The 26,610-nt window shown below is 70.3% G+C and carries 22 protein-coding genes; 7 read left to right on the top strand and 15 right to left on the bottom strand.

Going from position 1 to position 26,610, the window contains the following annotated elements; translation table 11 throughout:
* Positions 1-6 precede the first annotated feature (6 nt).
* A complete protein-coding gene (locus tag ACZ6WN_RS18090) occupies positions 7-1,506 on the bottom strand; it encodes an arylsulfatase (protein ID WP_465866466.1) in 1,500 nt (499 codons plus the stop codon).
* A gap of 108 nt (positions 1,507-1,614) precedes the next feature.
* Here ACZ6WN_RS18090 and ACZ6WN_RS18085 point away from each other — a divergent pair, with 108 nt between their 5' ends.
* Positions 1,615-3,186, top strand: a complete 1,572-nt coding sequence (locus ACZ6WN_RS18085) for a SulP family inorganic anion transporter (protein ID WP_465866465.1) — start codon at positions 1,615-1,617, stop codon at positions 3,184-3,186.
* Between the two features lie 260 nt (positions 3,187-3,446).
* Positions 3,447-5,069 (top strand): ABC-F family ATP-binding cassette domain-containing protein, encoded by a 1,623-nt coding sequence (locus ACZ6WN_RS18080; protein WP_465866464.1) that lies wholly within the window; start codon positions 3,447-3,449, stop codon positions 5,067-5,069.
* 18 nt (positions 5,070-5,087) lie between these two features.
* Here ACZ6WN_RS18080 and ACZ6WN_RS18075 read toward each other — a convergent pair whose 3' ends face one another.
* On the bottom strand, positions 5,088-6,617 hold the full coding sequence (locus tag ACZ6WN_RS18075; protein ID WP_465866463.1) for an MFS transporter: 1,530 nt from the start codon (positions 6,615-6,617) through the stop codon (positions 5,088-5,090).
* 129 nt (positions 6,618-6,746) lie between these two features.
* On the opposite strand from ACZ6WN_RS18075, the gene ACZ6WN_RS18070 reads away from it, so the two are divergent.
* Positions 6,747-9,497 carry a cation-translocating P-type ATPase gene (locus ACZ6WN_RS18070; RefSeq protein ID WP_465866462.1) on the top strand — a complete coding sequence of 917 codons (2,751 nt, stop codon included), beginning with the start codon at positions 6,747-6,749 and terminating at the stop codon, positions 9,495-9,497.
* A 6-nt stretch (positions 9,498-9,503) separates the two neighbouring features.
* Here ACZ6WN_RS18070 and ACZ6WN_RS18065 read toward each other — a convergent pair whose 3' ends face one another.
* Genes ACZ6WN_RS18065 through ACZ6WN_RS18055 form a run of 3 tightly spaced genes read right to left on the bottom strand, consistent with a single transcriptional unit; the run spans position 9,504 to position 12,048 of the window.
* Positions 9,504-10,154: an enoyl-CoA hydratase-related protein gene (locus tag ACZ6WN_RS18065; RefSeq protein WP_465866461.1), complete on the bottom strand. Its 651-nt coding sequence runs from the start codon at positions 10,152-10,154 to the stop codon at positions 9,504-9,506.
* 17 nt (positions 10,155-10,171) lie between these two features.
* Positions 10,172-11,407, bottom strand: coding sequence for an NADH:flavin oxidoreductase/NADH oxidase family protein (locus ACZ6WN_RS18060; protein WP_465866460.1), 1,236 nt, complete (start codon positions 11,405-11,407; stop codon positions 10,172-10,174).
* Positions 11,404-12,048, bottom strand: a complete 645-nt coding sequence (locus ACZ6WN_RS18055; protein ID WP_465866459.1) for a TetR/AcrR family transcriptional regulator — start codon at positions 12,046-12,048, stop codon at positions 11,404-11,406. Before ACZ6WN_RS18055 ends, ACZ6WN_RS18060 begins: the two co-directional genes overlap by 4 nt.
* 169 nt (positions 12,049-12,217) lie before the next feature.
* On the opposite strand from ACZ6WN_RS18055, the gene ACZ6WN_RS18050 reads away from it, so the two are divergent.
* On the top strand, positions 12,218-12,421 hold the full coding sequence (locus tag ACZ6WN_RS18050) for a DUF7489 domain-containing protein (RefSeq protein ID WP_465866458.1): 204 nt from the start codon (positions 12,218-12,220) through the stop codon (positions 12,419-12,421).
* Between the two features lie 2 nt (positions 12,422-12,423).
* On the opposite strand, the gene ACZ6WN_RS18045 is transcribed toward ACZ6WN_RS18050, so the two are convergent.
* The 4 genes from ACZ6WN_RS18045 to ACZ6WN_RS18030 form a co-directional block, all read right to left on the bottom strand.
* Entirely contained in the window at positions 12,424-13,107 is a 684-nt protein-coding gene (locus ACZ6WN_RS18045; protein WP_465866457.1) for a class E sortase, read from the bottom strand.
* Positions 13,108-13,182: 75 nt separating this feature from the next.
* Positions 13,183-14,256: a class I SAM-dependent methyltransferase gene (locus ACZ6WN_RS18040; protein ID WP_465866456.1), complete on the bottom strand. Its 1,074-nt coding sequence runs from the start codon at positions 14,254-14,256 to the stop codon at positions 13,183-13,185.
* 340 nt (positions 14,257-14,596) lie between these two features.
* Positions 14,597-15,382, bottom strand: a complete 786-nt coding sequence (locus tag ACZ6WN_RS18035) for an aminotransferase class IV (protein WP_465866454.1) — start codon at positions 15,380-15,382, stop codon at positions 14,597-14,599.
* Positions 15,383-15,447: 65 nt separating this feature from the next.
* Positions 15,448-15,867, bottom strand: coding sequence for a hypothetical protein (locus ACZ6WN_RS18030; RefSeq protein WP_465866453.1), 420 nt, complete (start codon positions 15,865-15,867; stop codon positions 15,448-15,450).
* A 123-nt stretch (positions 15,868-15,990) separates the two neighbouring features.
* Here ACZ6WN_RS18030 and zwf point away from each other — a divergent pair, with 123 nt between their 5' ends.
* A complete protein-coding gene (gene zwf / locus ACZ6WN_RS18025; protein WP_465866452.1) occupies positions 15,991-17,460 on the top strand; it encodes a glucose-6-phosphate dehydrogenase in 1,470 nt (489 codons plus the stop codon).
* On the opposite strand, the gene ACZ6WN_RS18020 is transcribed toward zwf, so the two are convergent.
* The 4 genes from ACZ6WN_RS18020 to ACZ6WN_RS18005 form a co-directional block, all read right to left on the bottom strand.
* Positions 17,422-19,122, bottom strand: a complete 1,701-nt coding sequence (locus ACZ6WN_RS18020; RefSeq protein WP_465866450.1) for an L-lactate permease — start codon at positions 19,120-19,122, stop codon at positions 17,422-17,424. The genes zwf and ACZ6WN_RS18020 overlap by 39 nt on opposite strands.
* Before the next feature lie 71 nt (positions 19,123-19,193).
* The gene (glcF, locus tag ACZ6WN_RS18015; RefSeq protein WP_465866449.1) at positions 19,194-20,522 is read right to left on the bottom strand and encodes a glycolate oxidase subunit GlcF; all 1,329 of its coding nucleotides are present in this window, start codon (positions 20,520-20,522) and stop codon (positions 19,194-19,196) included.
* 4 nt (positions 20,523-20,526) lie between these two features.
* Positions 20,527-21,693 (bottom strand): FAD-binding oxidoreductase, encoded by a 1,167-nt coding sequence (locus ACZ6WN_RS18010; RefSeq protein WP_465866447.1) that lies wholly within the window; start codon positions 21,691-21,693, stop codon positions 20,527-20,529.
* Positions 21,693-23,153: an FAD-linked oxidase C-terminal domain-containing protein gene (locus ACZ6WN_RS18005; RefSeq protein ID WP_465866445.1), complete on the bottom strand. Its 1,461-nt coding sequence runs from the start codon at positions 23,151-23,153 to the stop codon at positions 21,693-21,695. The genes ACZ6WN_RS18010 and ACZ6WN_RS18005 overlap by 1 nt, the downstream gene beginning before the upstream one ends.
* 198 nt (positions 23,154-23,351) lie before the next feature.
* Here ACZ6WN_RS18005 and ACZ6WN_RS18000 point away from each other — a divergent pair, with 198 nt between their 5' ends.
* Positions 23,352-24,356: a 5'-3' exonuclease gene (locus tag ACZ6WN_RS18000; RefSeq protein WP_465866443.1), complete on the top strand. Its 1,005-nt coding sequence runs from the start codon at positions 23,352-23,354 to the stop codon at positions 24,354-24,356.
* Between the two features lie 36 nt (positions 24,357-24,392).
* Here the strand turns inward: ACZ6WN_RS18000 and ACZ6WN_RS17995 are convergent, their stop codons facing one another.
* A complete protein-coding gene (locus ACZ6WN_RS17995; protein ID WP_465866442.1) occupies positions 24,393-25,625 on the bottom strand; it encodes a trans-sulfuration enzyme family protein in 1,233 nt (410 codons plus the stop codon).
* A 114-nt stretch (positions 25,626-25,739) separates the two neighbouring features.
* Between ACZ6WN_RS17995 and ACZ6WN_RS17990 the strand changes: the two genes are divergently transcribed.
* Positions 25,740-26,231: an Lrp/AsnC family transcriptional regulator gene (locus tag ACZ6WN_RS17990; RefSeq protein ID WP_465866441.1), complete on the top strand. Its 492-nt coding sequence runs from the start codon at positions 25,740-25,742 to the stop codon at positions 26,229-26,231.
* 27 nt (positions 26,232-26,258) lie between these two features.
* Here ACZ6WN_RS17990 and ACZ6WN_RS17985 read toward each other — a convergent pair whose 3' ends face one another.
* On the bottom strand, positions 26,259-26,471 hold the full coding sequence (locus ACZ6WN_RS17985; protein ID WP_465866440.1) for a dodecin: 213 nt from the start codon (positions 26,469-26,471) through the stop codon (positions 26,259-26,261).
* Between the last annotated feature and the right edge of the window lie 139 nt (positions 26,472-26,610).

Here is a 26,610-nt window from a genome sequence, read left to right as displayed (position 1 = left end):
TGGACATCAACTGCTCGGGACGCCGGACTTGAGCTTCTCGAGCACCTTGTCGACGCTGAAGCTCGCGGGTTCCTGGCGCGCGGGGAACTCGGCGAGCGACGCGATCATCTGGGCGACGTAGGCCTGAGCCGGGATCGGGAGCCAGGCGTGGTCCAGGCACCAGTCGTAGTAGGTGTTCGAGGTGATATCGGCCCGTTCGTACGGGTCCGTGCGCAGGTTGAACATCTTCGGGACCCTGAGCTGCGTGTACGGCTCGGCCCACACCCGCAGCGTGCCGGTGGCGCGCTGCTCGAGGAAGACCAGCTTCCAGTTGTCGAACCGCAGGGCGGTGAGGTCGCCGTCGTCGGAGACGTAGAAGAAGTGCTTGCGCGGGCTCTCCTCGGCCTCTCCGGTGAAGTAGTCGAGCTGGTTGTGGCCGTCCAGGTGCACCTTGTAGGTGGTCCCCGCGAGCTCGGTGCCCTTCTTGAGCCGGTCGGCGACGTCGGTGTCACCGGCGGCGGCGAGCAGGGTCACGAACCAGTCGTTGTGGCTGACGATCCCGTTACGTACCTCTCCTGCGGGGATGCGACCGGGCCAGCGGACCATGGCCGGCACCCGGTAGGCGCCCTCCCAGTTGGAGTTCTTCTCGTTGCGGAACGGGGTCATGCCGGCGTCGGGCCAGCTGTTCATGTGCGGGCCGTTGTCGGTGGAGTACATGACGATGGTGTTCTCGGCCAGCCCGTTCTCGTCGAGGAAGTCCAGGACCGACCCGACCAGCTCGTCGTGGTCGACCATCGTGTCGTGGTACTCCGACTGCCACCGTCCGGCCTTGCCGCGGCTGCCGTCCTTGATGTGGGTGCGGAAGTGCATGTGGGTGGTGTTGAGCCACACGAAGAACGGGGTGTCGCTCGAGCTGGCGTCGCTCATGAACCGCAGCGCCTCGGGGACGACCTCGTCGTCGATCGTCTTCATCCGCTCCTTGGTGAGCGGGCCGGTGTCCTCGATGCGCTGGGTGCCGTCGTCGTTGGCCCAGGAGTGGATGACCCCGCGCGGCCCGAACCTCTTGCGGAAGTTCGGGAACTCCTCCTCGTTCGGGTAGTCGTCCAGCTCCGGCTCCTCCTCGGCGTTGAGGTGGTAGAGGTTGCCGAAGAACTCGTCGAAGCCGTGCATGGTCGGCAGGAACTCGTCGCGGTCGCCGAAGTGGTTCTTGCCGAACTGCCCCGTCGCGTAGCCCAAGGACTTCAGCGCCGTCGCGATGGTCGGGTCCTCCGCGCGCAGACCGATGTCCGCGCCGGGCATGCCGACCTTGGTCAGGCCCGTGCGGTAGGGGTTCTGCCCGGTGATGAACGCGGCGCGCCCCGCCGTGCAGCTCTGCTCACCGTAGGAGTCGGTGAACCTGATGCCCTCGGCGGCGATCCGGTCGATGTTCGGTGTGCGGTAGCCCATCAGTCCGTCGCTGTAGCAGCTCAGGTTGCTGATGCCGATGTCGTCGCCCCAGATGATCAGGATGTTGGGCTTGTCGGACATGAAGATCCTCCTCGTGGGTGTCCCCGGGAGGCTAGGCAGGCACGGGCGCGGGCGACCTCCCCCGACTCGGGTGACCTCTCCGCCGCGCGGAGACGATGGGGTGGACCCGTGAAGACGTGGCTGGCCCCGACGATGCGCGGCTACCGCCGTGCGTGGCTGCGCGGTGATGTGCTCGCGGGCCTCGCGACGGGGACGGTCGTGATCCCCCAGGCCATGGCGTACGCCACGATCGCGGGGATGCCGGCCGCCGTCGGTCTCTACACCTGCCTGCTGCCGATGGCGGCGTACGCCCTGCTCGGTGGCGCGCATGCGCTGAGCGTCTCGACGACGTCGACGATCTCCGTGCTGGTGGCCAGCTCGCTGGCCGGGCTGCCCGAGCGCGATCCCGAGGAGCTCATCCGGGCTGCGTTCACGCTGACCTTCCTGGTGGGCCTCTGCCTGCTGGTGATGCGACTGGCCAGGCTGGGCGCGCTGGTCGAGACCATCTCGCCGGCCACGATGACCGGCATCCGGCTCGGCGTCGGGCTCACCGTCATCGCCAGTCAGCTGCCGGCCCTGCTCGGTCTGCGGGTCGAACCGGGGGCGGAGGGGTTCTTCGAGGAGCTGGTCGCGGTCGCCCGCGAGCTCCCCGAGCTCTCGATGGTGACCGCGACGGTCGGGATCACCGCGATCGTGATCCTCCTGGCGCTCCGGCGACTGGCACCGGGGGTCCCGGGGCCGCTCGTGGTCGTCGCGGCGGGCATCCTGCTGGTGGCCACCAGCGACGTGGAGGGCCGCGGCCTCACCCTCATCGACCCGGTGCCGACCGGGCTGCCGTCCCTGAGCCTCCCGGTCGCCGGCGACGTGACCGGGCTTCTCCCCGGCGCCATCGCCATCGCGCTGATGTCGTTCCTGGAGACGGTGGTGGTGGCGCGGACCAACCGGCGTCGCCGCGAGCCACCCATCGACGTGGACCGCGAGCTGGTCGCCACCGGCATCGGCGCCCTGGCCGGTGGGCTCACCCAGTCGCTGCCCCCGGCCGGCGGCCTCTCGCAGTCGGCCGTGAACCTGCGATCAGGCGCCCGCACCCAGCTCTCCGGGCTGGTCACGGTCGCCCTGGCCCTGCTCGTGGCTCTCGCGCTGGCGCCCCTGCTGGCCGACCTGCCCCAGACCGTCCTCGCCGCCATGGTGCTGGTCGCCGTGGCCGGTCTGCTCGATCCGCGCGAGCTGGCGACGTACGCCGCCGTCGACCGGGCCGAGCTCTGGGTCGCCCTGGCCGTGGCCGCCGTGGGTCTGACCGGCGGCATGCTCCTCGGTGTCGCGGTCGGAGTCGGCCTCACCCTGATGCTGGTCATCCGCGCGGTGAACCAGCCGAGGGTGCGCCGGCTCGAGGGTCCGTCGGTGACCGGCGAGGTGCTTCCGCTCGTGCTCACCGGCGACCTCTACACCGGCAACGCCCGGGCCACCTGCGAGGCGGCGCTCGGCCTGGTGCGGGCCTCCCCTGCCCGGACGGTCACCCTCGACGTCTCGGCGCTGACCCAGGTCACCGTCCCGCTGCTTGACACCCTCCGCTCGCTGCGCGAGGACCTCGCCGCCGACGGGACCGAGCTGGTGCTCCTCGACGTGCCCGACGACGTGCTGGCGACCCTGCGTCGAGCGCCGTGGTTCGCGGAGACGGAGCGGGACGGATTCCTCGGATGAACGGGAGGTCGCGGCTGGTAAAGTGAAGGGGTGGGACTGATCGAGGTGGACAAGATCTAGCCACCGGACTGCCGGTGGCTGTCGCCTGACCGGGCATCCCGCCCTCGGTGACGAACACTTCTCGACGCACGCGCGTCCGCCCTCCCGGGCGTCGACGCCGACGCGTAGAGCTCTCCGGCACGTTCGCGTCCTGGTCGACACGTACCTGATTCCCGTCGCGCCCTGTGGGCGTTCGACGGACGAGACGAGAGAGCACAGCCATGTCCACCCCCTCCGCCATCACCCTGCGCGACCTGACCTTCGAGTGGCCCGACGGCACCGTCGCGCTCGAACGGGTCACCGGCACCTTCGGCACCGACCGGACCGGCCTGGTCGGTCGCAACGGCGCCGGCAAGTCCACCCTGCTCCGCCTGATCGCCGGCGAGCTGTCCCCGACCTCCGGCCACATCGACGTCACCGGCGAGGTCGGCTACCTGCCGCAGACGCTCACGCTGCGGCAGGAGACGACGATCGCCGACCTGCTCGGCATCGACGGCATCCTCGCCGCGATCCGGGCGATCGAGTCCGGCGAGGTCGACCAGCGCCACTTCGACACGATCGGCGACGACTGGGACATCGAGTCCCGCGCCGAGGAGGCCCTGGACCAGATCGGCTTCTCCGCCGCCGACCTCGACCGTCGCGTCGCCGAGATCTCCGGCGGGGAGGGCATGCTGATCGCGATCACCGGCCTGCGCATCCGCCGCACCCCGATCACGCTGCTCGACGAGCCCACCAACAACCTCGACCGTGCCACCCGCGCCAGGCTCGCCGAGCTCGTCGACCAGTGGCCGGGAACGCTGGTGGTCGTCAGCCACGACCTCGAGCTGCTCGAGCACATGGACAGCACCACCGAGCTCTACGGCGGGACGCTGAGCACGTTCGGCGGGCCGTACAGCGCCTGGAAGGAGCACCAGGAGCAGGAGCAGGCGGCCGCCGCGCAGGCCGCCCGCTCGGCTCAGCAGGCGCTCAAGGTCGAGAAGCGGCAGCGCGTCGAGGCGGAGACGAAGCTCGCCCGTCGCGAGCGGACCGCGAAGAAGACACAGAAGGACGGTGGGATCCCGAAGATCCTGGCCGGCAACCGGGCCAGCAAGGCCCAGGCGTCCGCCGGCTCCCTGCGCTCCACGCTCGACGACAAGGTGAGGGCCGCCCAGGCCGCCGTCGATGCCGCCGGTGCCCGCGTACGCAACGAGGAGCACATCCACCTCACCCTGCCCGACCCCGGGGTGCCGCGCGGGCGGCGGATCGCGGAGCTGGAGGACGGGGGCCGGACCGTCGTGGTCCAGGGGCCGGAGCGGGTGGCGCTGATCGGCGCGAACGGCTCGGGGAAGTCGACCCTCCTCGACCAGCTGGTCCGGGGCGGCGAGCCGGTGCCGGACCGGCCCCGCGGCCGGCTTCTCACCGACCGGGTCGGCCTCCTCCCCCAGCGCCTGGACGGGCTCGACGAGGAGGCCAGCGCGCTGGAGAACGTACGCAGCGTGGCACCGGACCTGCCGCCCGGAACCATCCGCAACCAGCTGGCCAGGCTCCTCCTCCGGGGCGACGGCGTGGACCGCCCGGTGCGTACGCTCTCCGGCGGCGAGCGCTTCCGCGTCTCCCTCGCCCGCCTGCTGCTGGCCGACCCGCCCGCCCAGCTGCTGATCCTCGACGAGCCGACCAACAACCTCGACATCACCAGCGTCGAGCAGCTCGCCGAGGCCCTCGACGCCTATCGCGGCGCGCTGCTCGTGGTCAGTCACGACTTCGGGTTCCTGGCGCGGATCGGCATCGACACCGTCCTCGAGCTCGACGGCGCCGGACGGATGCACCGGCGTCGCGACCTGGACGGACCGGCCGTTCCGCTCTAGGCCCTGGTCGCCGGCGGGTCAGCCCGGGCTCTCGACCGAACGCTCTCGTGCCTCGGCCGAGGGCGGTTCGGACGCGGTGGTCGGCAGGGTGTGCAGATGGGCTGCCGCAGCCGCGGCCGAGTCGTTGAGAGTGCCCCGGCCGGTGCGGTGGCGGACGATCACCACGACGGCGAGCAGGAGGCCCAGGAGGCTGAACACGGCCATCGCCCAGGACGCCGCGGCCAGACCATCGGCAAGGGCGTCGGCGGCGGGCTCGCCGTCGCCCTTGTGGTTGGCGATCACGGTCGCGTAGATGGTCGCTGCCAGCGCGGTGGCGACGGCAGCGCCGACGTACCTGGCCATGTTGGAGACCCCGGAGGCCTCCCCGACCTGGTTGGCGGCGACGGATGCGGTGGCGGCCGAGGAGGAGGGTCCGTTGGACAGGCCCATGCCGACCGCGATGGCGACCAGCGGGAGCAGGAAGCCGACGTACTGCCACGAGGCGTCGACGAGGCCGATGACCACGAACCCTGCGGTGCAGAGCGCGAACCCCGCGCCGATGGTCTGCCGTCCGCCGAACCGTGCCGCGAGCCGAGGAACCAGCGGTGCGACCAGGACGAGGCCGACCGTGCTGGGGAGCGTGGCCAGGCCCGCCTCGAGCGGGGTGAAGTCGAGAGCCGCCGGATCCTGGAAGTAGAGGCTGAGCAGGTACATCAACGCGTTGATCGTGCCGGCGCCGATCAGGATGGCGATGGTGGAGCCCACGAGCACCCGGTTGCGCAGGAGGGCGAGGTCGAGCAGCGGGACGCTCACGCGTCGCTCGACCGCCACGAAGGCCACTCCGGCCACGACGCAGATGGCGAAGCACAGCAGCGTGGGCGCCGAGATCCAGCCCCAGTCGCCGCTCTTGCTCACGCCCAGGATCAGCGGCATCAAGGTCAGCGCGACCAGCACCGTACCGGCGAAGTCGATGTCGCGAGGTCGGTTCGGGTCCCGTGACTCGCTCACCGTCGCGGCGGTCAGGAGCATGCAGAGGACGGCGATCCCGGCGTCGATCCAGAACAGGCCCTGCCAGCCCGAGGTGTCGACCAGTACGCCACCCGCGAGCGGTCCCGCGGCCGCACCGACGGCCGCGGCGGCTCCCCACAGGGACACCGCGCGCAGCCGTGCGTCACCGCTGTTGGCGACCGAGAGCAGGCTGAGACCGCAGGCCAGGATCGTTGCTCCGGAGGCTCCCTGGATGACCCGTCCGGCGATCACCATGGCGCCGGACCCGGCCAGTGCGATCAGGACGCACGAGGCCACGAACAGGAGCAGCCCGGCCTGGAAGACCCGCTTGCGTCCGAAGACGTCGCCCAGCGACCCGGCGGTGATGATCACGGCCGCGCCCATCAGCGAGTAGCCCGTCACCGCCCACTGCAGGGTGCTGGTCGACATGCCGGTGTCCTCGCTGATGGCGGGGAGCAGGATGCTCACCGCCGAGGTGTTCGCGTTGACGACCAGCGTGGAGATGCAGGTGGCGGCGAGTACGCCCCGCGTACTGCCGGTGTGTTGGGCGACGTCGGTCATCCGAGCTCCTCTCCCCCGGGTGATTGTGCTCGCTCCGACGCTACGGCGGGCCCGCCTCGGCTCCTTTACCCCTTTCTGGCGAGGACCTGCGGCCGAGGTCGACGTACCGTCCCTCGGAGGAGGACGTCGATGGCGCGGACGGCGGAGCAGCTGGCGGTGGACCCGGCGGGGAGGACGCCGCTCGAGGTCGCCGAGGGGCTCGGAGTCGATCCGGCTCGGGGGCTGAGCACGGAGGAGGCCGCCCACCGGCTGGCCGAGCTCGGCCCGAACCAGCTGGCCGAGGGGAAGAAGGAATCCGGGCTGCAGGCGTTCCTGCGGCAGTACCAGGACTTCATGCAGATCGTGCTGCTGGTCGCCGCCGCGGTGAACCTGGTGGTGACCGGCGACGTCGGAACCTCGCTGGTGCTGGCCGGGCTGACCCTCTTCAACGCCGTGATCGGGCTGCGGCAGGAGGCCAAGGCCGAGGAGAGCGTCGCGGCGCTGGCGCAGCTGATGAAGACGGTCGCGCGGGTGCGGCGCGACGGTCAGGCCGTGGAGATCGACGCCTCCGAGCTCGTCCCCGGCGACGTGGTGCTGGTCGAGGCCGGCAACCGGGTGCCGGCCGATGGCCGGATCACCCTCGCGGCCACGCTCGAGATCGAGGAGGCGGCTCTCACCGGCGAGAGCCTGCCGGTGGGCAAGTCGACCGACCCGGTGCTCGGGGAGGACGTACCGCTCGGGGACCGGACCTGCATGGCGTACATGAACACCTCGGTGACCCGGGGACGCGGCGAGATCGTGATCACCGCGACCGGGATGGACACCGAGATCGGGCACATCGCCGACCTGCTGGCCAGCACCGAGGCCGACAAGACACCGCTGCAGAAGCAGCTCGACGGGCTCTCGAAGATCATCGCCTTCATCGCGGCGGTCGCGCTGGTCTTCGTCGTGGTGCTCGGCCTGGTGCGGGGTGAGTCCTTCGACACCCTGTTCATCACCGGCGTCGCGCTGGCCGTGGCCGCGATCCCGACGGGCCTGCCGGCGGTGGTGACCGCTCTGCTCTCGATGGGCACCCGCGAGATCGCCCGGCGGAACGCGATCGTCAAGCGGCTGCCGGCGGTGGAGACGCTGGGCTCGACCTCCGCGATCTGCTCGGACAAGACCGGCACGCTGACCCTCAACAAGATGACCGCCCGGGAGCTGGTGATCCCGGGCCACAACGTGTTCACGGTCTCCGGCGAGGGCTACGGCACGGCCGGGGACATCAGCCACGTCGGTGGGTCCCGGATCGACCTGGATCCCTACCTGCTGCCGATGGTGCTGTGCGCGGATGCGGTGCTCGACGGCGAGAGCCTGATCGGCGACCCGACCGAGGGGGCGCTGATCGTGCTCGGCGCCAAGGGCGGGCTCGACATCGACGCCACCCGACGAGACTTCCCGCGGATCGCGGAGGTGCCGTTCGACTCCGAGTACAAGTTCATGGCCACCTTCCACGAGATGACCGGCGTCGGCGGACGCCCGGTGGTGCGCTGCTACGTCAAGGGCGCGCCGGACGTGCTGATCGCCCGCGGCGGGTTCTACCGCTCCGCCGACGGTGGCGTCGTACCGGTGACCGACGAGAACCGGCACCTCGCCTTGGAGGCCAACGACCGGATGGCCGACTCCGGCCAGCGGGTGATGGTCGTGGCGCAGCGGGACTTCGAACCCTCCGGGTTCGATCCCACCGGCGACCTGATCGGCCTGGTCAGCGACCTCACCCTGCTCGCGATGGTCGGCATCGTCGACCCGCCGCGGCCGGAGGCGAAGGCCGCGATCGCCGAGTGCCACTCGGCCGGGATCCGGGTACGGATGATCACCGGCGACCACGCCACCACGGCCGCCGCGATCGCGAGGGAGCTCGGCATCGAGGGCACGGCCATGACCGGCACCGAGTTCGCGGCGATGAGCGATGAGGACCTGCTGGCCCAGCTCGACCGGATCGGGGTCATCGCCCGGGTGGCGCCCGAGGACAAGATCCGGCTGGTGAAGCTGCTCAAGCGCTCCGACAACGTGGTCGCGATGACGGGCGACGGCGTCAACGACGCCCCGGCGCTCAAGGCCGCCGACATCGGCGTCGCCATGGGGATCACCGGCACCGAGGTCTCCAAGGAGGCCGCGGTCATGATCCTCACCGACGACAACTTCGCCACCATCGTCAACGCCGTCTCCTACGGCCGTACGCTCTACGACAACCTGGTCAAGTACCTCCGGTTCCAGATGTCCACGCTGGTCGCCTACATCGCGATCTTCCTGGCCGCGGGCGTCCTGGACGTCGCCGGCGGCGTCCCCCTGAACCCGCTGCAGATCCTGTGGCTGAACATGGTCATCGACATCCCGATCGCGATCGCGCTCGGGTTCGACCAGGCCACCAAGGGTCTGATGGACCGCCCGCCACGACCCGTGGCCGCCCCGGTGCTCTCCCGGTCCAACTGGGTCCGGCTGTGCGTCCAGGGCGCGATCATGACGATCGGGTCGCTGGTCGCCTACCAGATCGGCGACGACCTGGACGGTGCCGTGGTCGCGGCGACCATGCTGCTCACCACGCTGTCGATCTTCCACGTGGTCGCCGGCCTCATGTCCCGCGACCAGGTCGGCACCCTCTTCGACCGCGACGCGATGCCGGGGCTCGCCCAGCTGCGCCGCTACGGCATCGCGGTGCTCGCCATCGTCGCGGTCACCACGATCGATCTGCTCGAGCGGATCTTCGGCACGACCGAGCTGGACGGACGGCAGTGGGGCATCTGTATCGCCCTGGCCGCCTCCCTGCTCGTCGTCGAGGAGGTCATCAAGCTCTTCCTCCGCCGGCGCGGCGCGTCCAGCGTCCTTCCGGGCCCGCCGCTCGCACCGGCGGTGGCCGGCTGAACCTGTCTAGGAGCCGAGGGCGGCGACCGCGGTGGCGTACATCGTGGACTTGATCGTGCCGAGCGTCTCGGCCGGCTTGCCCGCGAGCGGGGCGACGCGCGCGATCGCCTGCTCGAGGAGCTCGGCCTCGGGCGCGATGCCGTCGACGATGCCGGCGGCGAGCGCGTCGGGGCCGGGGAACCGGCGGCCGGTGGTCATCGAGTCGGTCGCCGCCCGCGGGGTGAGCTTGGCCTGGATCAGGGCGGCCATGCCGGGGGTGAACGGGATCTGGATGTCGACCTCGGGGAAGCAGAAGAAGCCGCGGTCCTCGCGCATGACCCGCCAGTCGAGGGTCATCGCCAGCATCGCGCCGGCGCCGAAGGCGTGCCCGTTGATCGCGGTCGCCGTGGGCACCGGGAGGACCAGGAGGCGGGCGAGCAGCGCCTGCACCTGGGCGACGTACGGCTCGAACTGGTCGGCGTTCTGCCCGAGCCAGTCGAGGTCGAGGCCGTTGGAGTAGAACTTGCCGGTCGCGGTCAGGACCAGCGGCGCGGGCGTGGCCACGACCTGGTCGAGGGCCTCGTTCACCGACCTCATCCACTCGGGGCTGAACCGGTTCTCGGTGTCGCCGATGTCGAGCACGTACACGCCGTCCGTCTGGATCAGGGTCGTCGTCATGGTCGTTCCTTCCGGGGTCAGCCGCGCGGGGAGCGCAGGCTCTCGAGGCCGTTGTTGAGGAGGTACTGGGTGACGTTGAGGGCGGCGTGCCGGTCGGGGGCCGGCTCCTTGCCCTTGGCCATCCGCCACATCTGGACGCTGTAGTAGGTCAGCTCGGTGAGGCTGTCGAGCAGCCGGATCCCGCTGCGGCGCGGGTTGACGACGCTCTCGTCGGCGCGGCCGGCCAGCAGCTGCACCGGGAAGTCGGGCTGCACGGTGAGCGGCCTTCCCAGACCGACGAGGTCGACGGCGCCGGACTCGACGGCATCGACCATCCCGCCGGCCGTCCGGAACCCGCCGGTGAGCATCAGCGGCAGCGCCGGGAGCTCGGCGCGGACGCGTTCGGCGTAGGAGAGGAAGTACGCCTCCCGCCGCCGCGTGCTCGCCTTCAGCGACGGGTCCACGCCCAGCATCGCCGCCGAGGTGTAGGTGCCGCCGGAGATCTCCAGCAGGTCCAGGCCCTCCTCGGCGAGCGCGTGGACGACCTCGAGCGACTCCTCCTCACCGAAGCCGCCCTTCTGGAAGTCGGCCGAGTTGAGCTTGATCGCGACCGGTGTCTGGTGTCCGACTTCCGCGCGGATGGCGCGGAGCACCTCGAGCACGAAGCGGCGCCGCTTCTCCGGGGTGCCGCCCCACGCGTCGGTGCGCTGGTTGGAGAGCGGCGAGAGGAACTGGCTGATCAGATAGCCGTGCGCCCCATGGATCTGTACGCCGTCGAAGCCCGCCCCGGTCACGACCCTCGCGGTCGTGGCGAAGCGGCGGATCAGGTCCTCGATCTCGGCTGCGGTCAGCGCGCGGGGCTCGGCGAAGAGGCCGCCGGTTCCGGGCACCGCGACCGCCGAGGGCGCCACCGGATGGGCGGTGAGCGTACGCGGCGCCTGCCGGCCCGGGTGGTTGATCTGGACCCACACCTTGGAGCCGCCTGCTTTGGCGATCTGCGCCCACTCCCGCAGGTCCTCGATGTGACGGTCGTCCTCGACCACGACGTTGCCCGGCTCGCCGATCGCGGTCCGGTCGACCATCACGTTGCCGGTGATCGAGAGCCCGACGCCGCTCTCGGCCCAGCGCCGGTAGAGGTTCTTGATGCGGCTTCCCGGGGTGAAGTCGCGACGCCCCAGGCCCTCGCTGAGGGCGGCCTTGGCGAGCCGGTTCGGGATCACGAACCCGTTCGGCAGCTCGAGCGGCTGCGCCAGGATCGACTGGTCTGGGGTCACGGGTTGCTCCTCGTTGTGGTCGGTGAAGCCTTGGCGGGGCGCGGCCCGAGCGGGACCGCGAGGATCGCGCGGACGGCGGCCTCGAGCCGGGCGGCGGTCGCCTCATCGGCCTCGCGGCTCTCGAGGATGCAGCGGCGCAGGATCCCGCCGGGCAGGTCGACGACGCAGACCGCGATCGCCTCGACCGCGATCCGGTCACCGCGGCCCCACACCCCCCGCGCCAGGGTGATCAGCACCTCGACGAACTTCTCCTGCACGCTGGCCAGCTCGGTCTCGATCTCGGGCGGCAGGTCGGCGGAGAAGAGCTGATCGCGGCGCTGGGCGAAGAAGAGCCGAGCGCTGGCCGGGAAGCGGCGTACGAACTCCACGGGGGTCAGCGCCACCCCAACGACCGCGTCCACCCCGATGGACCCCTCCCCCATCGACTCCGCCATCAGGTCGCCCAGCCGGCACCAGGACCGCAGCCACAGCCGCGCCAGCAGCACGTCCTTCGAGCCGAACGCGTGGTAGATCGTCCCGTTCGAAGCCCCCGTCGCCGCGGCCAGCGACCGCAGCGTCAGCCCTGACGGGTCGCTGCTGGTCACGATCTGCTCGGCGACGTCGAGGAGATCGTCGAGCGTGTGCAGCCGCTGACGGGACATGCCGACAATCTAAATAGAGCGAATGCTCTAGATCAACGGTTCTCGGCTGTGTCCGGTGTCACAACAGCAAAGTGCTGCCCGCCGCGGCAGCGGCGCGGCGGCGCATCGCCGTCCGCTCCGGCTGATGTACTCGAATTCCTGTCGACGATGAGCAGCGAGGAGAACAGGCGTGAGCAAAGACGAATCTTGGGATGGAACGGTCGTCAAGAAGTCACGAGCAATGCTGGACGGCTCGAACCTCTACCGCCGCGTGAAGATCCGGACCGAGTCCGGCGAGACCCAGAAGGTCCGTGTCGACAAGGCTCTGTGGAAGGAGCTCGAGGTCGGCGATCGCATCGTGAAGGAAGCCGGGCAGGACCCGCACCGCGCCTGAGGTCACCGCACGGCGACGAGGACCCCGATCTTGTCGATGCGGTGCTCGGGGTTGTCGAACTCGTCGGACCAGTAGTTGCCGGCCGCGTGATCCTCAGGGGTGGCGCAGGTCGACAGCGTGATCATCGCGCGGGTGGGCTCCTCGCCGGGCCTGCCGGGGACCGGCGCGCGCTGCGCCCGCAGCGACGCCTCCGACCGGAACGACGTCTCCCGGGTGCCGGTGATGCGATAGACGTACGTCGCCTCCTCGGTGCGCACCCGGACCCGGTCACCCGGTTCGAGCTCGGGCAGCCTGAGGAACGCCTGCGTGGACGAGAGCCGGTGGGCGGTCACCTGGTAGTTGCCGATCCCGCCCGGCCCGGTGCCCCCGCGAGGACCGTAGGGGCTGGCCGCGACGCCGCCGTTCTGGATCTCGGTCCCGGGAGCGTCGTCGGTCCGGCCGCGATAGGGCACGACCTCCAGGTCGCTGACACCGATCTCGGGGATGGACAGCTCGCCGCGCATCGGGCGACCGTCGGAGGACAGCGGCGCCGCCTCGGTGGCGGTCGGCGACGGTGTCGGGGAGGTCGTGATGGACGGCGACGACGGTGCCGGTGTGCTCTTCACCGATGGGGTCTCTGTGCCGCACCCGCCGAGCGCGAGTGCGCCGAGGACCGTGGCGACGGCCCGGAACGATGTGATCTTCATGGCGCTGCCTCGGGCGAGCTACGGGTGGGAGATCCACCGTACGCCGCAGCGAAAGCCCGATCCGCCCGGACCGGATCAGAACAACCGGTAGAACCGCCAGAACCCGAAGTCCTCGATCGGGAGCACCTCGAACCAGCTGAACCCCGCGGCCTCGCCGTACCCCTGCAGCGTCGAGGGCCGCATCACCGTCCCGGTCCCCACGCTCGGTGGCGACGAGAGCCCGTCGGGCAGGCACACGAAGAGGCTGAACCCGTACATGATCCGCTCCAGGTCATCCCCGTTCGGAGCGAAGCCGTCCGCCACGGCCTCGTCCATCACCACCAGCGATCCGCCGGGCACGAGCGTCCTCCGCACCGCACTGAGCACCTCGACCGGCCGCGGCATGTCGTGCACGCACTCGAAGGCGAAGGCGACATCGACCGTGCCCTCCTCGATGGTCGCCGCGTCCTGGCACACGAACCGCACCCGATCCTCGACCCCCGCCTCCCGGGCGTTCACGGTGGCCATGTCGACCGAGGGCTGGTCGATGTCGATGCCGAGCACGGTGGCTGTCGGGTAGGCCCGAGCCAGCGCGATGCTCGACCAGCCCCCACCACAACCCACGTCGAGGATCCGACACCCCTCCGTGGAGAGCGCGTCATGGACGGCCGGCACACCGGCCAGAGCCGGCCCGAGGCGCTTCTCGTACCACGGCCGATTCGCGTCCGCCTGCGACTGCCGAGCGTCATCCCCCAGGTCGTCCCAGCTCACCCCACCACCATTCCGGTACGCCTCCATGAGTTGAGGCAGCACCGGCCCCACCGCCCCGAACATCCGCGCGATGGGCACCAGATAGGCCAGGCTGGTCGGGTCCGTCATCACCTCCGCCGTGCTGGCCGGGATGGCGAACCGTCGCTCTTCGGGGGCGCCGTCCTCGTCGACCACCAACAGCCCGCTCACCGCCTGCTGCTCGAGCCACTCCCGTGCGTACCGCACGTGTGTCCCTGTACGCGTCGCAAGCTCGACCGCACTCGCCGGCCCCTCATCCGCCAGCGACCGATACCACCCGAGCCGGTCTCCGATGAACACCGAGACGACCTCGACCGTGCCGAGAATCGAGTCGAACAGCCGCTCGGCGACGTCGTCGGCTGTCTGCTGCGATGCATCCATCGATCCACCATCGCCCCGACCCCATTCACCCAAGGATCCCTGTGCAGTCGATACTTTGTTTGAGGTACGACCCTTCGACCTCCGACGCGATGCTCTGCCACCCACGAGTGAAAGAAAACTTTCTTTCACCGGGGCGAACAGCCCTTCAGTGGGCGCCGGTTCGCAGCCAACCGACGAGGACACGGCAGCATGCCCCATGGCCGATGCACCGCTGGGCCTTGGGCGTTGGCTGGTCAGCCCTCAGCCGCGATGCTCTCGTGTCGCGCAAACGCCAGTGCCAGCCTGGTTGACAGTCCACGCTCTTCGCAACGCCGATCAGTCAGCGGCGTGGCGGCCGCACTCACCCTTGCGCCTGGATTGCTGCGTAAGCTCCCTGCAACTCGGCGAGCGCAGGGTGCTCCGAGTCAAAGTGGCGGCCGTCGATCACGCTGATCGGACGTACGCCTACGCTCGCGTTGGTGGCAAACGCCGCCTGCATGCGGCCGATCTGGTCGAGTGGGATCACCTGCGCAACATGACGATTGTTCCCGCCGCGGAGCAGAGCCATCGTCACACCGGGAAGTACGGCCGCGTCGGGCCAGACCACCGTCCCGTCGGCGGCGATGAATCCGATGTTCCAGGTGCTGCCCTCAGAGATGTTCGTGCTGGCGGGGTCCGTGAACAGCACGTCATCGAATTCGGCCTTCTTCGCCGCGACTCGGTGATGGAGCGGGCCGAACAGACCGACATGCTTGACCCCTGGTGTGTCGCGTTGGAACGCAACCGTCTTGACTCGTAGCGGCGGCAGCCCGACCGCGTGACTGGGGCGGATCGTGATGAGCGGGACCGGCTTCGCTGTGACCGTACCGACGTTTCCGAGGTTGATCGCCGGGTCGAACATCGTCACTCGCAGGGTGTAGCTCCCCGGTGTCCCGGCGATCGCGTCGCGAATGTCCGCCACGAGAGACTCACGATCGAGATCGGCGCCGAAGACCGTCTTCGCGTCCCTGACCAACCGCTCCAGATGCAGGTCGAAGCCACGTACGGCGCCTCCTTCGACGTGCATCGAGGTGAAGTGGCCATGGCCCGTCAGCGCGAGCGCTGTCAGCTCGTCGGGGGTCGCTTTGACCCCGTGGATCGTGCCCATGACCGCAACCCTGCCATCCGACCGTCGAGCGACGCCATGGGAACGCCGTCGCAAACCTCGCATGTTCACGGCAAGCGCAACCACGGCCGCCAGGGTAGAGCGCTGGTTGCCATCTGTCGGCCTTCGCCAGCGGCGACCGTGAACGCGGCGACGGGGTCGTCGGAAGCGAGCAGCGCATCCAGAGGGGTGAGGTCTCGCCGCATGTAAACCCACATGTCCTCGCCGGCGAAACCACGCGAGAGAAGTGCCTGGTGAATGTCGGGACGCAGATGGATAGGCAGACCCTCCATGCCTTCGTCGAGAAGGTTCGTCAGCTCTGCCCACCAACCGCCGTCGATCGGGCTGGTGCCGTCCAGCGCCGCCTGGACCATCTGAGGAGACACTCGGGGCTGCCCGGGAATCGACTCCCTCTGGCTCAGCAAGCCGACGAGCTGCTCGAAGTCCGAATCGGCGTACGGTCTCACCGTCGAGGTCTGCATGGCCACCGTGACCAACTCCTCTCGCTGTCCTCGATGCTATTGGGCCTCGGTGTCGACTACATCGCATCGCGCGTGAGTGGTAGCGCGAGTCCCTGGCACGGATTACCGCGAGTGGCGGAGACTGGGCATGTGTCCACCAAACCAGCCCCGCACGTACTCGTCCTCTTCGGCGCGACCGGTGACCTGGCCGCGCGGAAACTGTTCCCCGGGCTGTACCGGCTCGCCCTGGCGAAACGGCTGCCCGACCACCTCGCGGTCATCGGCAGCGGGCGGCGCTCGCCGGGGACCGACGACGAGTTCCGTGGCCACGTACGCCAGGCGTTGAAGGAGTTCGTCGGCGACGTCGACGAGACCGTCGCCGGGCCGCTGCTGGAGCGGATCCGGTTCGTGCCCTCCTCCGCCGAGGACGGCACCGACCTGGCCGAGGCGGTGCACGAGGCCGAGGACCGGCTCGCGCTGGCGAGCGGGCAGACGGTGGGCGACGTACAGCGGCTGCTCTATCTCTCCGTGCCGCCGCAGGCGGTGGAGCCGATGGTCGGGATGCTGGCCCGGGAGGGGCTGAACGTCCGCAGCCGGCTGGTCGCGGAGAAGCCGTTCGGGACCGATCTCGCCTCGGCGCGCGAGCTCGACTCCGTGCTCAGCGAGGCGTTCGACGAGAAGCAGATCTTCCGGATCGACCACTTCATCGGGAAGGAGGCGGTGCAGAACCTGCTGGCGCTGCGCTTCGCCAACGGCCTCTTCGAGCCCGCCTGGAACCGGCACAGCATCGAGTCGGTGCAGATCGACGTCCCCGAGAAGCTCACCGTCACGGGACGCGGCAGCTTCTACGAGGGCACCGGCTGCCTGCGCGACATGGTCACCACCCACCTGTGCCAGCTGCTCGGGTTCGTGGCGATGGAGGACCCGCACGCCTTCCGCGAAGGCGCGATCCGCGCGGCGAAGGCCGCCGCCTTCGCCGCCGTGCGGCCGCTGGATCCCGAGCGCGTGGTCTTCGGGCAGTACGACGGCTATCGCGAGGAGCCCGACGTCGCCCCCGACTCGGACGTGGAGACGTACGTCGCGATCGAGGCGTGGATCGACAACGACCGCTGGCGCGGGGTGCCGTTCTACCTGCGCACCGGGAAGGCGCTCGCGGCCGGGCGCCGGACGATCACGATCCGGTTCATCGACCCGCGGCACCGCTGGCTGCAGCCGGCCGACCCTGGCGCGACGGAGCCCAACGAGCTGGTCATCGAGCTGAGCGACGACGCCCGGATCGAGATCGAGGTCCGGGCCAAGCGGCCCGGACCCGGCATGGCGCTGACCGAGGGCGTCTTCCGCCTCGACCTCGCCTGCGACTCACCGGACGCCGGGCCGCTGGAGGCCTACGAGCGGCTGCTCCTCGACGTCATGAACGGCGACCGGACCCTGTTCACCAGCGCGCGCGAGGTGGAGCGGCTGTGGGAGATCTGCCAGCCGGTCCTCGAGCACCGGCCCGACGTGGAGAGCTATCCCCAGGGATCCTGGGGCCCGGAGTCCGCGCTCGAGCTGCCGATCGGCGGCTGGCGGCTGGGCCGGACGTCACGGGACCATCCAGCCGAGCACGGGAGTCGACTGTAGGGCGACCAGGACGCACATGAAGGCAAGCATGGCGATGCTCCAGCCGAAGACCTTGCGGAAGATCTCGCCCTCCTTGCCGGCCATGCCGACCGCCGCGGCAGCGATGGCGAGGTTCTGCGGACTGACCATCTTGCCGAGCACGCCACCGGACGAGTTCGAGGCGGCCATCAGCACCTGGTCCAGCCCGGCCTCCTTCGCTGTGGTCACCTGGAGGAGCCCGAAGAGGGCGTTGGAGGAGGTGTCCGAGCCGGTCACCGCCACACCGAGCCAGCCGAGGATCGGCGAGAGGATGGCGAACGCGCTGCCGGCGCCGGCCAGCCAGGCACCGATCGAGCCGGTCTGACCGGAGAAGTTCATGACGTACGCCAGGCCGAGCACGGCCATGACGGTGATGATGGCCGGAGCCAGCTGCCGGTAGGTCGCGCCGTACGTCCTGGCGACCGCGCCGGGCCGGATGCCGAGGCAGATCGCGGTGAGGATGCCCGAGATCAGGAGCATCGTGCCCGCGGCCGGGAACCAGTCGAACTTGAAGCCACCCTGAGCACCGGCGACGTCCTCGAGCCCCGGGAAGATCACCGTCGGGGTGTAGTCGGTCCCGGAGAGGGTGAACGGCCGGTGGGCCAGCGCGTCCTTGATCGCGGGGATGCTGACGATCACAAAGATCACCACGATGATCGCGTACGGCAGGAAGGCCTTGAAGACCTCTCGGCTGCTGTCGCGCACCTCGCCGTCGCCGGTGCCCGCCGGGGTGCCTGACCCCGAGCCGGATCCAGATCCGGAGCCGGGCGCAGAGCCGGCAGAGGTTGCGGCTGTGGCCCCGACCAGCGCCTCGGCATAGACCTTCTCCCGCGGCTGCCACACCCGCAGCAGGCCGACGACCACCAGGACGGAGAAGAGCGAGGCGATGATGTCGGCGAGCGGCACCGAGATGTAGTTCGAGGCCACGAACTGGGCGAGACCGAAGCCGATGCCGCAGAGCAGCGCCGGAATCCAGGTCTGCCTGAGACCACGGGTGCCGTCGACCACGAAGACCAGGATGAGCGGCACCAGGACCGCCAGGACCGGGGTCTGGCGGCCCACCATCGCGCCCAGCGTCTCGACGCTGAAGCCGGTCTGGTCCGAGAGCGCGTTGATGGGCGAGGCCATCGCGCCGTACGCCACCGGGGCGGTGTTGGCGATCAGTGCGACCGCCGCGGCCTTGACCGGCTTGAACCCCATCGCCATCAGCATCACCACGGTGATCGCGACGGGCGTACCGAACCCGGCCAGCGCCTCCAGCAGCGCGCCGAAGCAGAAGGCGATGATCAGCGCCTGGATGCGCTGGTCGTCGCTGATCTTGCTGAACGCCCGGCGCAGCACGTCGAAGTGGCCGGTGTGCACGGTGAGGTTGTAGACGAAGACCGCGTTGATGACGATCCACATGATCGGGAAGAAGCCCGAGAACAACGCGCCCTGGGCAGCGGACAGGATGGCGTCGTCGGCCGGCATCTCGAAGAGAGCGACGGCGACGACCAGGGCGACCACCAGCGAGATGATGCCGGCCTGCCAGGCCTTCATCCTGAGCCCGCCGAGAAGGACAAACATGGTGATCAGGGGCAGGGCGCCGCACAGGGCGCTGAGGACAAGCGATCCGCCGACCTGGTCGGCTACTGGCTCAAACATGGCGACTCCGAGGGTCGTGAGTGTGGGAGATGGGTTGAGCCCCGAGACGTAGGGGTTGAGTTGTCGGAGATTCAGATGCTGCGGCTGCGCAGAGCCTCAGGTGAGGCGCCGCTGATCGAGGCGTCGAGCACCTCGATGAGATGGGCCATGCCGAGCTGATGTCCCTGCGCGCTGATCGCCGAGGCGACCTGGAGCAGACAGCCCGGGTTGGCGGTGACGAGCACCTCGGCGCCGGTGGCGACGATGTTGCGCGCCTTGCGTTCGCCCAGCTCGCGGGCGGGCTCGGGGTTGAGGATGTTGTAGATGCCGGCCGAGCCGCAGCAGATCTCGCCCTCGGCGATCTCGCGCAGCTCGATGCCGGGGATGCCCCTCAGCAGCGCCCGCGGCTGGGCGCGTACGCCTTGGGCGTGGGCGAGGTGACAGGCGTCGTGGTAGGCGATGGTGAGGTCGAGCGGGTGACGTTCGGCGACCGGGCCGAGCTCGTCGAGGATCTCGGCGATGTCGCGGACCCTGCCCTCGAAGTCCGCGGCCTTGGCGGCATAGGCGGGATCATCGGCGAGCAGCCGGGCGTAGTCCTTGAGCGTCGAGCCGCAGCCGGCGGCGTTGATGACGATGTGCTCGACACCGGCGTCCTCGAACGCGTCGATGATCCGGCGTGCGTACGCCTGGGCCTCCCGCTCGCGGCCGTTGTGCACCGAGAGCGCGCCGCAGCAGCCCTGGTCGGGCGGGATCACCACGTCGCAGCCCTCTGCGGCGAGCACCCGTGCGGTGGCGGCGTTGACGCCCGGGAAGAACGCGCCCTGTACGCAGCCGGTGAGCATACCGACCACCGCCCGCCGCTCCCCCGCCGCAGGCACGAGCTCGGGCAGCGGCTCGGCGTCGGTGATGGTCGGGGTGAGCCGTTCCATCGCGGCCAGATGCGGTGCCATCCGGTCGAGCAGGCCGGTTCGGCGCAGGCGACGGTCCAGTCCGGTGCGCTGCAGCAGCTTGAGCGGGCCGCGCATCGCCCGGAGCCGCCGGGGGTGCGGGAAGATCGCGAAGATCAGGCTCCGCAGCGCCTTCTCCTGGGGCGTACGCACATGGTTGCGCTCGACCTGAGCGCGGGTCTGCTCGATGAGGGTGTCGTAGCGGACGCCCGAGGGGCAGGCCGTCACACACGACATGCAGCCCAGGCAGTTGTCCCAGTGCTGCACCATCGAGTCCGACATCGGATCGCCCTCGAGGCCCTCCTTCATCAGGTAGAGCCGTCCGCGTGGGGAGTCCATCTCCTCGCCCCACAGCAGGTAGGTGGGGCAGGTCGGCAGGCAGAAGCCGCAGTGCACGCAGTCGTCGAGCAGCTGCTGGTCGGGCGGGTGCTCCTCGTCGAAGGCGCCCATGTTCCGGATGTCGATGTCCGTCATCGGACTAGATCCCTCCTACGAAGCGGCCCGGGCTGAGCCGGTGGTCGGGGTCGAACTCGTCCTTGACCCGGCGCATCAGCTCCAGCGCCGGGACCGGTCCCCACAGGTCCAGCTGCGGCTTCAGCTCCTGCGGGGCGTCGAGGACCACGGCGCTGCCGCCGTGGCGTGCGGTGGTCTCGCGCAGCCGAGCGAGGACCGCCCGGATCTCGGTGATGTCGCGGTCGACCGGGATGGAGACGTACGCGACGCCGACACCGGCCGAACCACGCAGGTCGAGCTCCCCGGCGGCCTCGAGCACGTCGGCGAGGCCGGAGAGCCGGAAGGTCACCTTGATCCCGAGACGGCTGTCGGTGGTGTCGTCCCACGGGTAACGGCCCCAGCCGGCGGGAGGCTCCTCGCTGGTCTCGGCGCCGGGGAGCAGCTCGGTCAGGACGGTCGTACGTCCCGCCACGCCCTCCGGGCGTCCCTCGACCAGGACGTCGACTCGCACCCCGCCGGCGGTGGCGTCCACCTCCAGAGCTGACGGCACCGTCTGGGAGTGCAGGACCGCCTGGGTGAGCTCGGCGGCGTGCGCGGCGTCGCGCGCGGCGACTCCGACCCAGCGGCGGCTCTGCGGGACCGGGTGGAGCCGGAAGGTGGCTTCGGTGACCACCGCGAGCGTGCCGTACGAGCCGACCAGGAGCTTGCCGACGTCGTAGCCGGCGACGTTCTTGACGACCTTGCCACCGGCCTTGGCGACCACCCCGTCGGCGCGGACCATCGTCACGCCGATGAGCAGGTCGCGCATGGTGCCGGCGAGCATCCGCAGCGGGCCGCTGGTGTTGGTCGCCAGGGCACCGCCGACGGTCGTGCCGGGAACCGTCTCGTCGAGGGCGAGGCGCTGGTCGGCGCCGGCGACGTGCTCCTTCAGCCGGGCCAGCGGCGTGCCGGCCCCCACGGTGGCGATCAGGTCACCGGAGGCGTGCTCGCTCACCCGGTCGAGCGCGGATAGGTCGAGCAGGATGTCGGCCGAGGTGGGTGGGTTGCCCCAGCCGAGCTTGGTGCCTGCCCCGGTCGGGACCACGGACTCCCCCGCGGCCGCCGCGGCTCGCATGAGCTCGGCGACCTCGGCGGTGCTCGTCGGGCGCTCGATGCGGCCCGGCGCGACCCCGGAGACGGTGATGTCGGACATCAGAAGACCTCCGCCACGCCGGCCTCCTGGAGCGGGTGCGCACCCTGCCGTCGGCCCGGACGCTCACCGCACATCCGGGGCGTCGGGAAGATCTTGCCCGGGTTGGAGATCCGGTCCGGGTCGAAGGCGCACCGGACCAGCTGCATCGTGTCGAGGTCGTCGGCGGCGTACATCTTCGGCATGTGGCCCGCCTTGTCGGCACCGACCCCGTGCTCACCGGTGATCGAGCCGCCGTGCTGCAGGCAGAGGTCGAGGATCCCGCGGCTGACCTCCTCGGCGGCATCGCCGGCTCCGGGGACGGCGTCGTCGAAGAGCACGAGCGGATGCAGGTTGCCGTCACCGGCGTGGAAGACGTTGGCGACGCGTACGCCGGAGCGCTCGGAGAGCTCCGTGATCGCCCGCAGCACCTCGGGCAAGGCGGTGCGCGGGATGACGCCGTCCTGGACGATGTAGTCGGGGCTAATCCGGCCGACGGCCGCGAAGGCCGACTTGCGGCCCTTCCAGATCAGGAACCGCTCCTCGGGGGTCTGCGCGGTGCGGATCTCGAAAGCACCGGTCTCCTCGCAGAACCGGACCACGTCGGCGTACTCGGCGTCCACCTCGGCAGCCGGTCCGTCCAACTCGATGACCAGCACCGCGCCCGCGCCGTCGGGGTAGTTGCAGCTCACCGCGGCCTCGGCGGCCTCGATCGCCAGCGCGTCCATCATCTCGATCGCCGCCGGTACGATGCCGGCCGCGATGATCGCGGACACCGCCGCGCCGGCGCGGTCGGTGGAGTCGAAGCCCACCAGCAGGGTGACCACCTTCTCCGGCAGCCGCACCAGCCGCACCGTCACCTCGGTGACGATCCCGAGCGTGCCCTCCGACCCGACCACGGCACCGAGCAGGTCGTAGCCGGGGCTGTCGGGAGCGTCCCCGCCGAGACGTACGCGGTCACCGGCGGCGGTCACGAACTCGGCGCCGAGCACATGGTTGGTGGTGAAGCCGTACTTGAGGCAGTGGGCGCCGCCGGAGTTCTCCGCGACGTTGCCGCCGATCGAGCAGATCTGCTGGCTCGAGGGGTCCGGCGCGTAGTAGTAGCCCTCGGGGGTCGCCGCGCGGGTCACGTCGAGGTTGATGACGCCGGGATCGACCACGGCGCGCTGGTCATCGCGCCGGACCTCCTTGATGCTCCGCAGCCGCGAGGTGACCACCAGGACGCCCTCGGCATGGGGCAGGCTGCCGCCCGAGAGCCCGGTGCCGGAGCCGCGGGCGACGTACGGGATCTGCTGCTCGGCACAGCACCGCACGATCTCGGCCAGCTGCTCGGCGGTCTCCGGGATCACGACGAGTGCCGGCGTGACCCGATAGTGCGCCAGCCCGTCACACTCATACGTCCGCAGCCGGGCGGGGTCGGTGATCACACCGTCCTCGGGGAGGAGCGCTCGCGCGGTCGCGGTCAGTCTCTGCAGCTGTGTCATGGCAGGTTCATCCGCTTCTCGAGGATTTCGTATCGTGGAAGCTTCCTTCTACCCAATGGAAGGCTAGAGGAAGAAGGGTCGCGGGGGCAATGGGTTCGTGTGACTCCGGTCACCAATTTCGCTCGGGGGTGGGCGGTGCGCGCGACAGCCGCTCACGCCGGAGCTTCTTCGAGCACGCGACCCCCTACGATGAACACGATGTCGATGACCAGCTCACCCAGCGCCCGCCGCCTCCTGCTCGTCGTCGACGCCCCGTCGCTGCTCCACCGCAACCACCACGCCCGGGCACACACCCGCATGATCGACCGGGCCGGCCGACCCGCTTGGGCGCTGCACGGCATGCTGCGGCAGATCCTCGACTCGATCGACGCCTTCGCCCCCGACGCGGTGCTCTTCGGTCTCGACGACCGCACCGCGTCCGTACGCCGCGACGCCTATCCCGACTACAAGGCCGGGCGCGCCGAGAAGGACCCGCTCCTGGTCGAGCAGCTCGAGCGGGCCGGGGCGATGCTCGATGCCCTCGGCCTCGCGACCCTCACTCCCCCGGGCCTCGAGGCCGACGACGTCAACGCCTCCGGCGCCGCGTGGGCCGGCCGCAACGGGTGGGACTGCGTCGTGATCACCTCCGACCGCGACGCATTCGCGCTTATCAGCGAGCACACCCGGGTCCTGCGGCTGATCAACGGCGGGATCAACGGCTCGCCCCTGCTCAACCCCGCCCGGCTGTATGCGATGTACGGCGTGCCGGCCTCCCGCTACCTCGAGTTCGCCGCCCTACGCGGCGACGCCAGCGACAACCTGCCCGGCGTGAGCGGCATCGGCGAGAAGACCGCCGCCGCGCTCCTCGACCAGTTCGGCCCGATGGACGGCGTCTGGTCCGACATCGGCGACAACCAGGGGCAGAAGGTGACCGAGGTCCTCGACGCGTGGGCCGCCGCCACCGGCGTACGCCGCATCAGCACGCGCGTCGTCCGCGCCCTCTCCGCCCCCGACGCCCGGGAGCGCTACGACTTCAACCTGCGGATGATGACCTGCCGCGACGACCTCGACCTCCGCCTCACCCCCGACATCCCCGGCACCCCCGGCCTCCTCCCCCTCGACATCGACCGCGTCACCCGGGTCGTGGGCTTCCTCGGTGTCGAGTCGACCACCGCCGTGGCGCAGCGGGTGCTGAGCACCAACCCAGCCTCGACGGTCTCGTAGCGCACCCGGGGCAGGTTGTCGGTCGACAGCGTCCCCTCAGGCGAACTCGGGCGCCAGACCGCGGTCCGCGGTCTCGACGGCGCGAGCAAACGGGGCCGCGGTGCCCGAGAGTGCGGCGTCGAGGTCGGCGGTCAGGTCCTCGACACTCTCGAGGCCGATCGAGAGGCGTACCAGGTTCGCGGAGGGCTTGGCGTGGGCGGCGACGGGGCGGTGGGTGAGGCCGGCGGGGTGCTGGATGAGGGAGTCGACGCCGCCGAGGGAGACGGCGTGGGTGAAGAGCTGGACGGAGGAGGTGAGGCGGGCGGCGGCTTCGTACCCGCCGCGCAGGGCGATCGCGATCATGGCGCCGGGGCCGCTCATCTGCTTCCCGACCAGGCCGCGATCGTCGTGGAGACCCGGGAAGAAGACCTGCTCGACTGCGCGGTGCGACCCCAACCACGCGGCGATCTCGACGGCGGCAGCCTGCTGGGCGCGGACACGGGTCGGCAGGGTGGCGAGGCCGCGATGCAGGAGATACGCCCCGAGGGGGTGCAGGAGGCCGCCGGTGACCGCGCGGACCTGGCGAAGAAGCGCCGCGGTCTCCTCGTCGCAGGCGATCACGCCGCCCACGACGTCGCCGTGGCCTCCGATGTACTTGGTGGCGCTGTGCAGCGACATCGCCGCGCCCAGCGTGAGCGGGTTCTGCAGGACCGGGGTGGCGAAGGTGTTGTCCACGAGCACAGGTACGTCACCGGCGGCCGCGACGACGCCCGCGATGTCGACGAGATCGAGGGTCGGGTTCGCCGGGGTCTCCAGCACCACCAGCGCGGTGTCGGCGCGCACCGAGGCGGCGACCTCGTGCTCGGCACAGAAGGTCGCCTCGACGCCGAGCAGACCCGAGGCGAGCAGGTGGTCGGTGCCGCCGTAGAGCGGACGGACCGCGACGATGTGCCGCTTGCCGCTGAAGGACGTGCTCGCGATGATCGCCGCGGTCATGGCCGCCATCCCCGAGGCGTACGCGACCGACGTCTCGGCCTGCTCGAGCCGAGCCAGCGCAGACTCGAACCGCGCGACGGTGGGGTTCCACAGCCGCTGGTAGACGTACCCACCCTCCGGGTTCGGATGACCGCCGGTCGCCATGGCCTCATAGGAGGCGCCGCCGCGCTCGATGTCGGGCAGCGGATTGGTCGAGGACAGGTCCAGCGGCAGGGCGTGGACGCCGAGCATCGCCAGGTCCTCCCGTCCGGCGTGGACGGCGAGCGAGTCGAGGTGGGGGTCAGCAGTCGGCATGGCTCGATGCTGGCGGGAACCACAAGATCGGGCCATATCGATTGTCGAAGATCCCGTCGAAACGCCGATACTGCGATCTTCGAGCAACTCGACCAGTGATCCAGGTGAATCCCGTTGGCGAAAGTACAACCGTCCGCAGCTGCCCTCGACTCCATCGACCGCCGCATCCTGAGCGAGCTCGGCGACAACCCCGAGCTCACCAACAAGGCCCTCGCGACACGTCTCGGTCTCGCCGAGTCGACCTGCGCCTACCGGCTGCGAGCCCTGCGCGACAGCGGCGTCATAGCCGGCCGCCGCCTCGACGTCGACGTCCGCTCCCTCGGCTACCCGCTGCAGGCCGTGATCAAGGTCCGCCTCGGCAGCCACAGCAAGGAGCACGTCGAGAAGCTCTACGACGATCTGGCCACGACGCCCGGCGTGATCCAGGCCTTCCACGTCGCCGGCGCCGATGACTTCCACCTCCACGTGGCCGTCGAGGACGCCGAGGCGCTGCGCGACTTCGTCCTGCAGCACGTGACCGTCCATCGGGTCGTACGGCAGACCGAGACGCAGCTCGTCTTCGAGCTCCGCGAAGGGCCGGGCGTGCTGCCCCGCGACCCGGCATAGACCTCCCTGATCAGCTCCGCGGCGCCGTCACTCGTCCTCCATCCGGAAGCCGACCTTCAGCCCGACCTGGAAGTGCTGGATGCCGTCGTCGTCGACGTGTCCGCGGATCTGCGTGACCTCGAACCAGTCCAGGTGCCGCAGGGTCTGACCTGCGCGGCCGACCCCGTTGCGGATCGCCTGCTCGAGTCCCTCGTCGGAGGTCCCGACGATCTCGGTGACGCGGTAGGTGTGTGAAGACATGGTCCTGCCCCTTCTCTCGATGCTTCCCGACGGGCCGAGGTGATCCATCGCTGTTCCCACCATGGATCCGGCACCGAGACCGTGCAAGGGGTGGCGCCCCGGCAAATAGCGTTGTCGAACATACATGTTCGAGTTAGGA

The sequence above is a fragment of the Nocardioides sp. NPDC054178 genome, from assembly GCF_055585005.1.
Note: the sequence above shows the minus strand (reverse complement) of the source record. Positions and strands in the feature narration are given on the sequence as shown.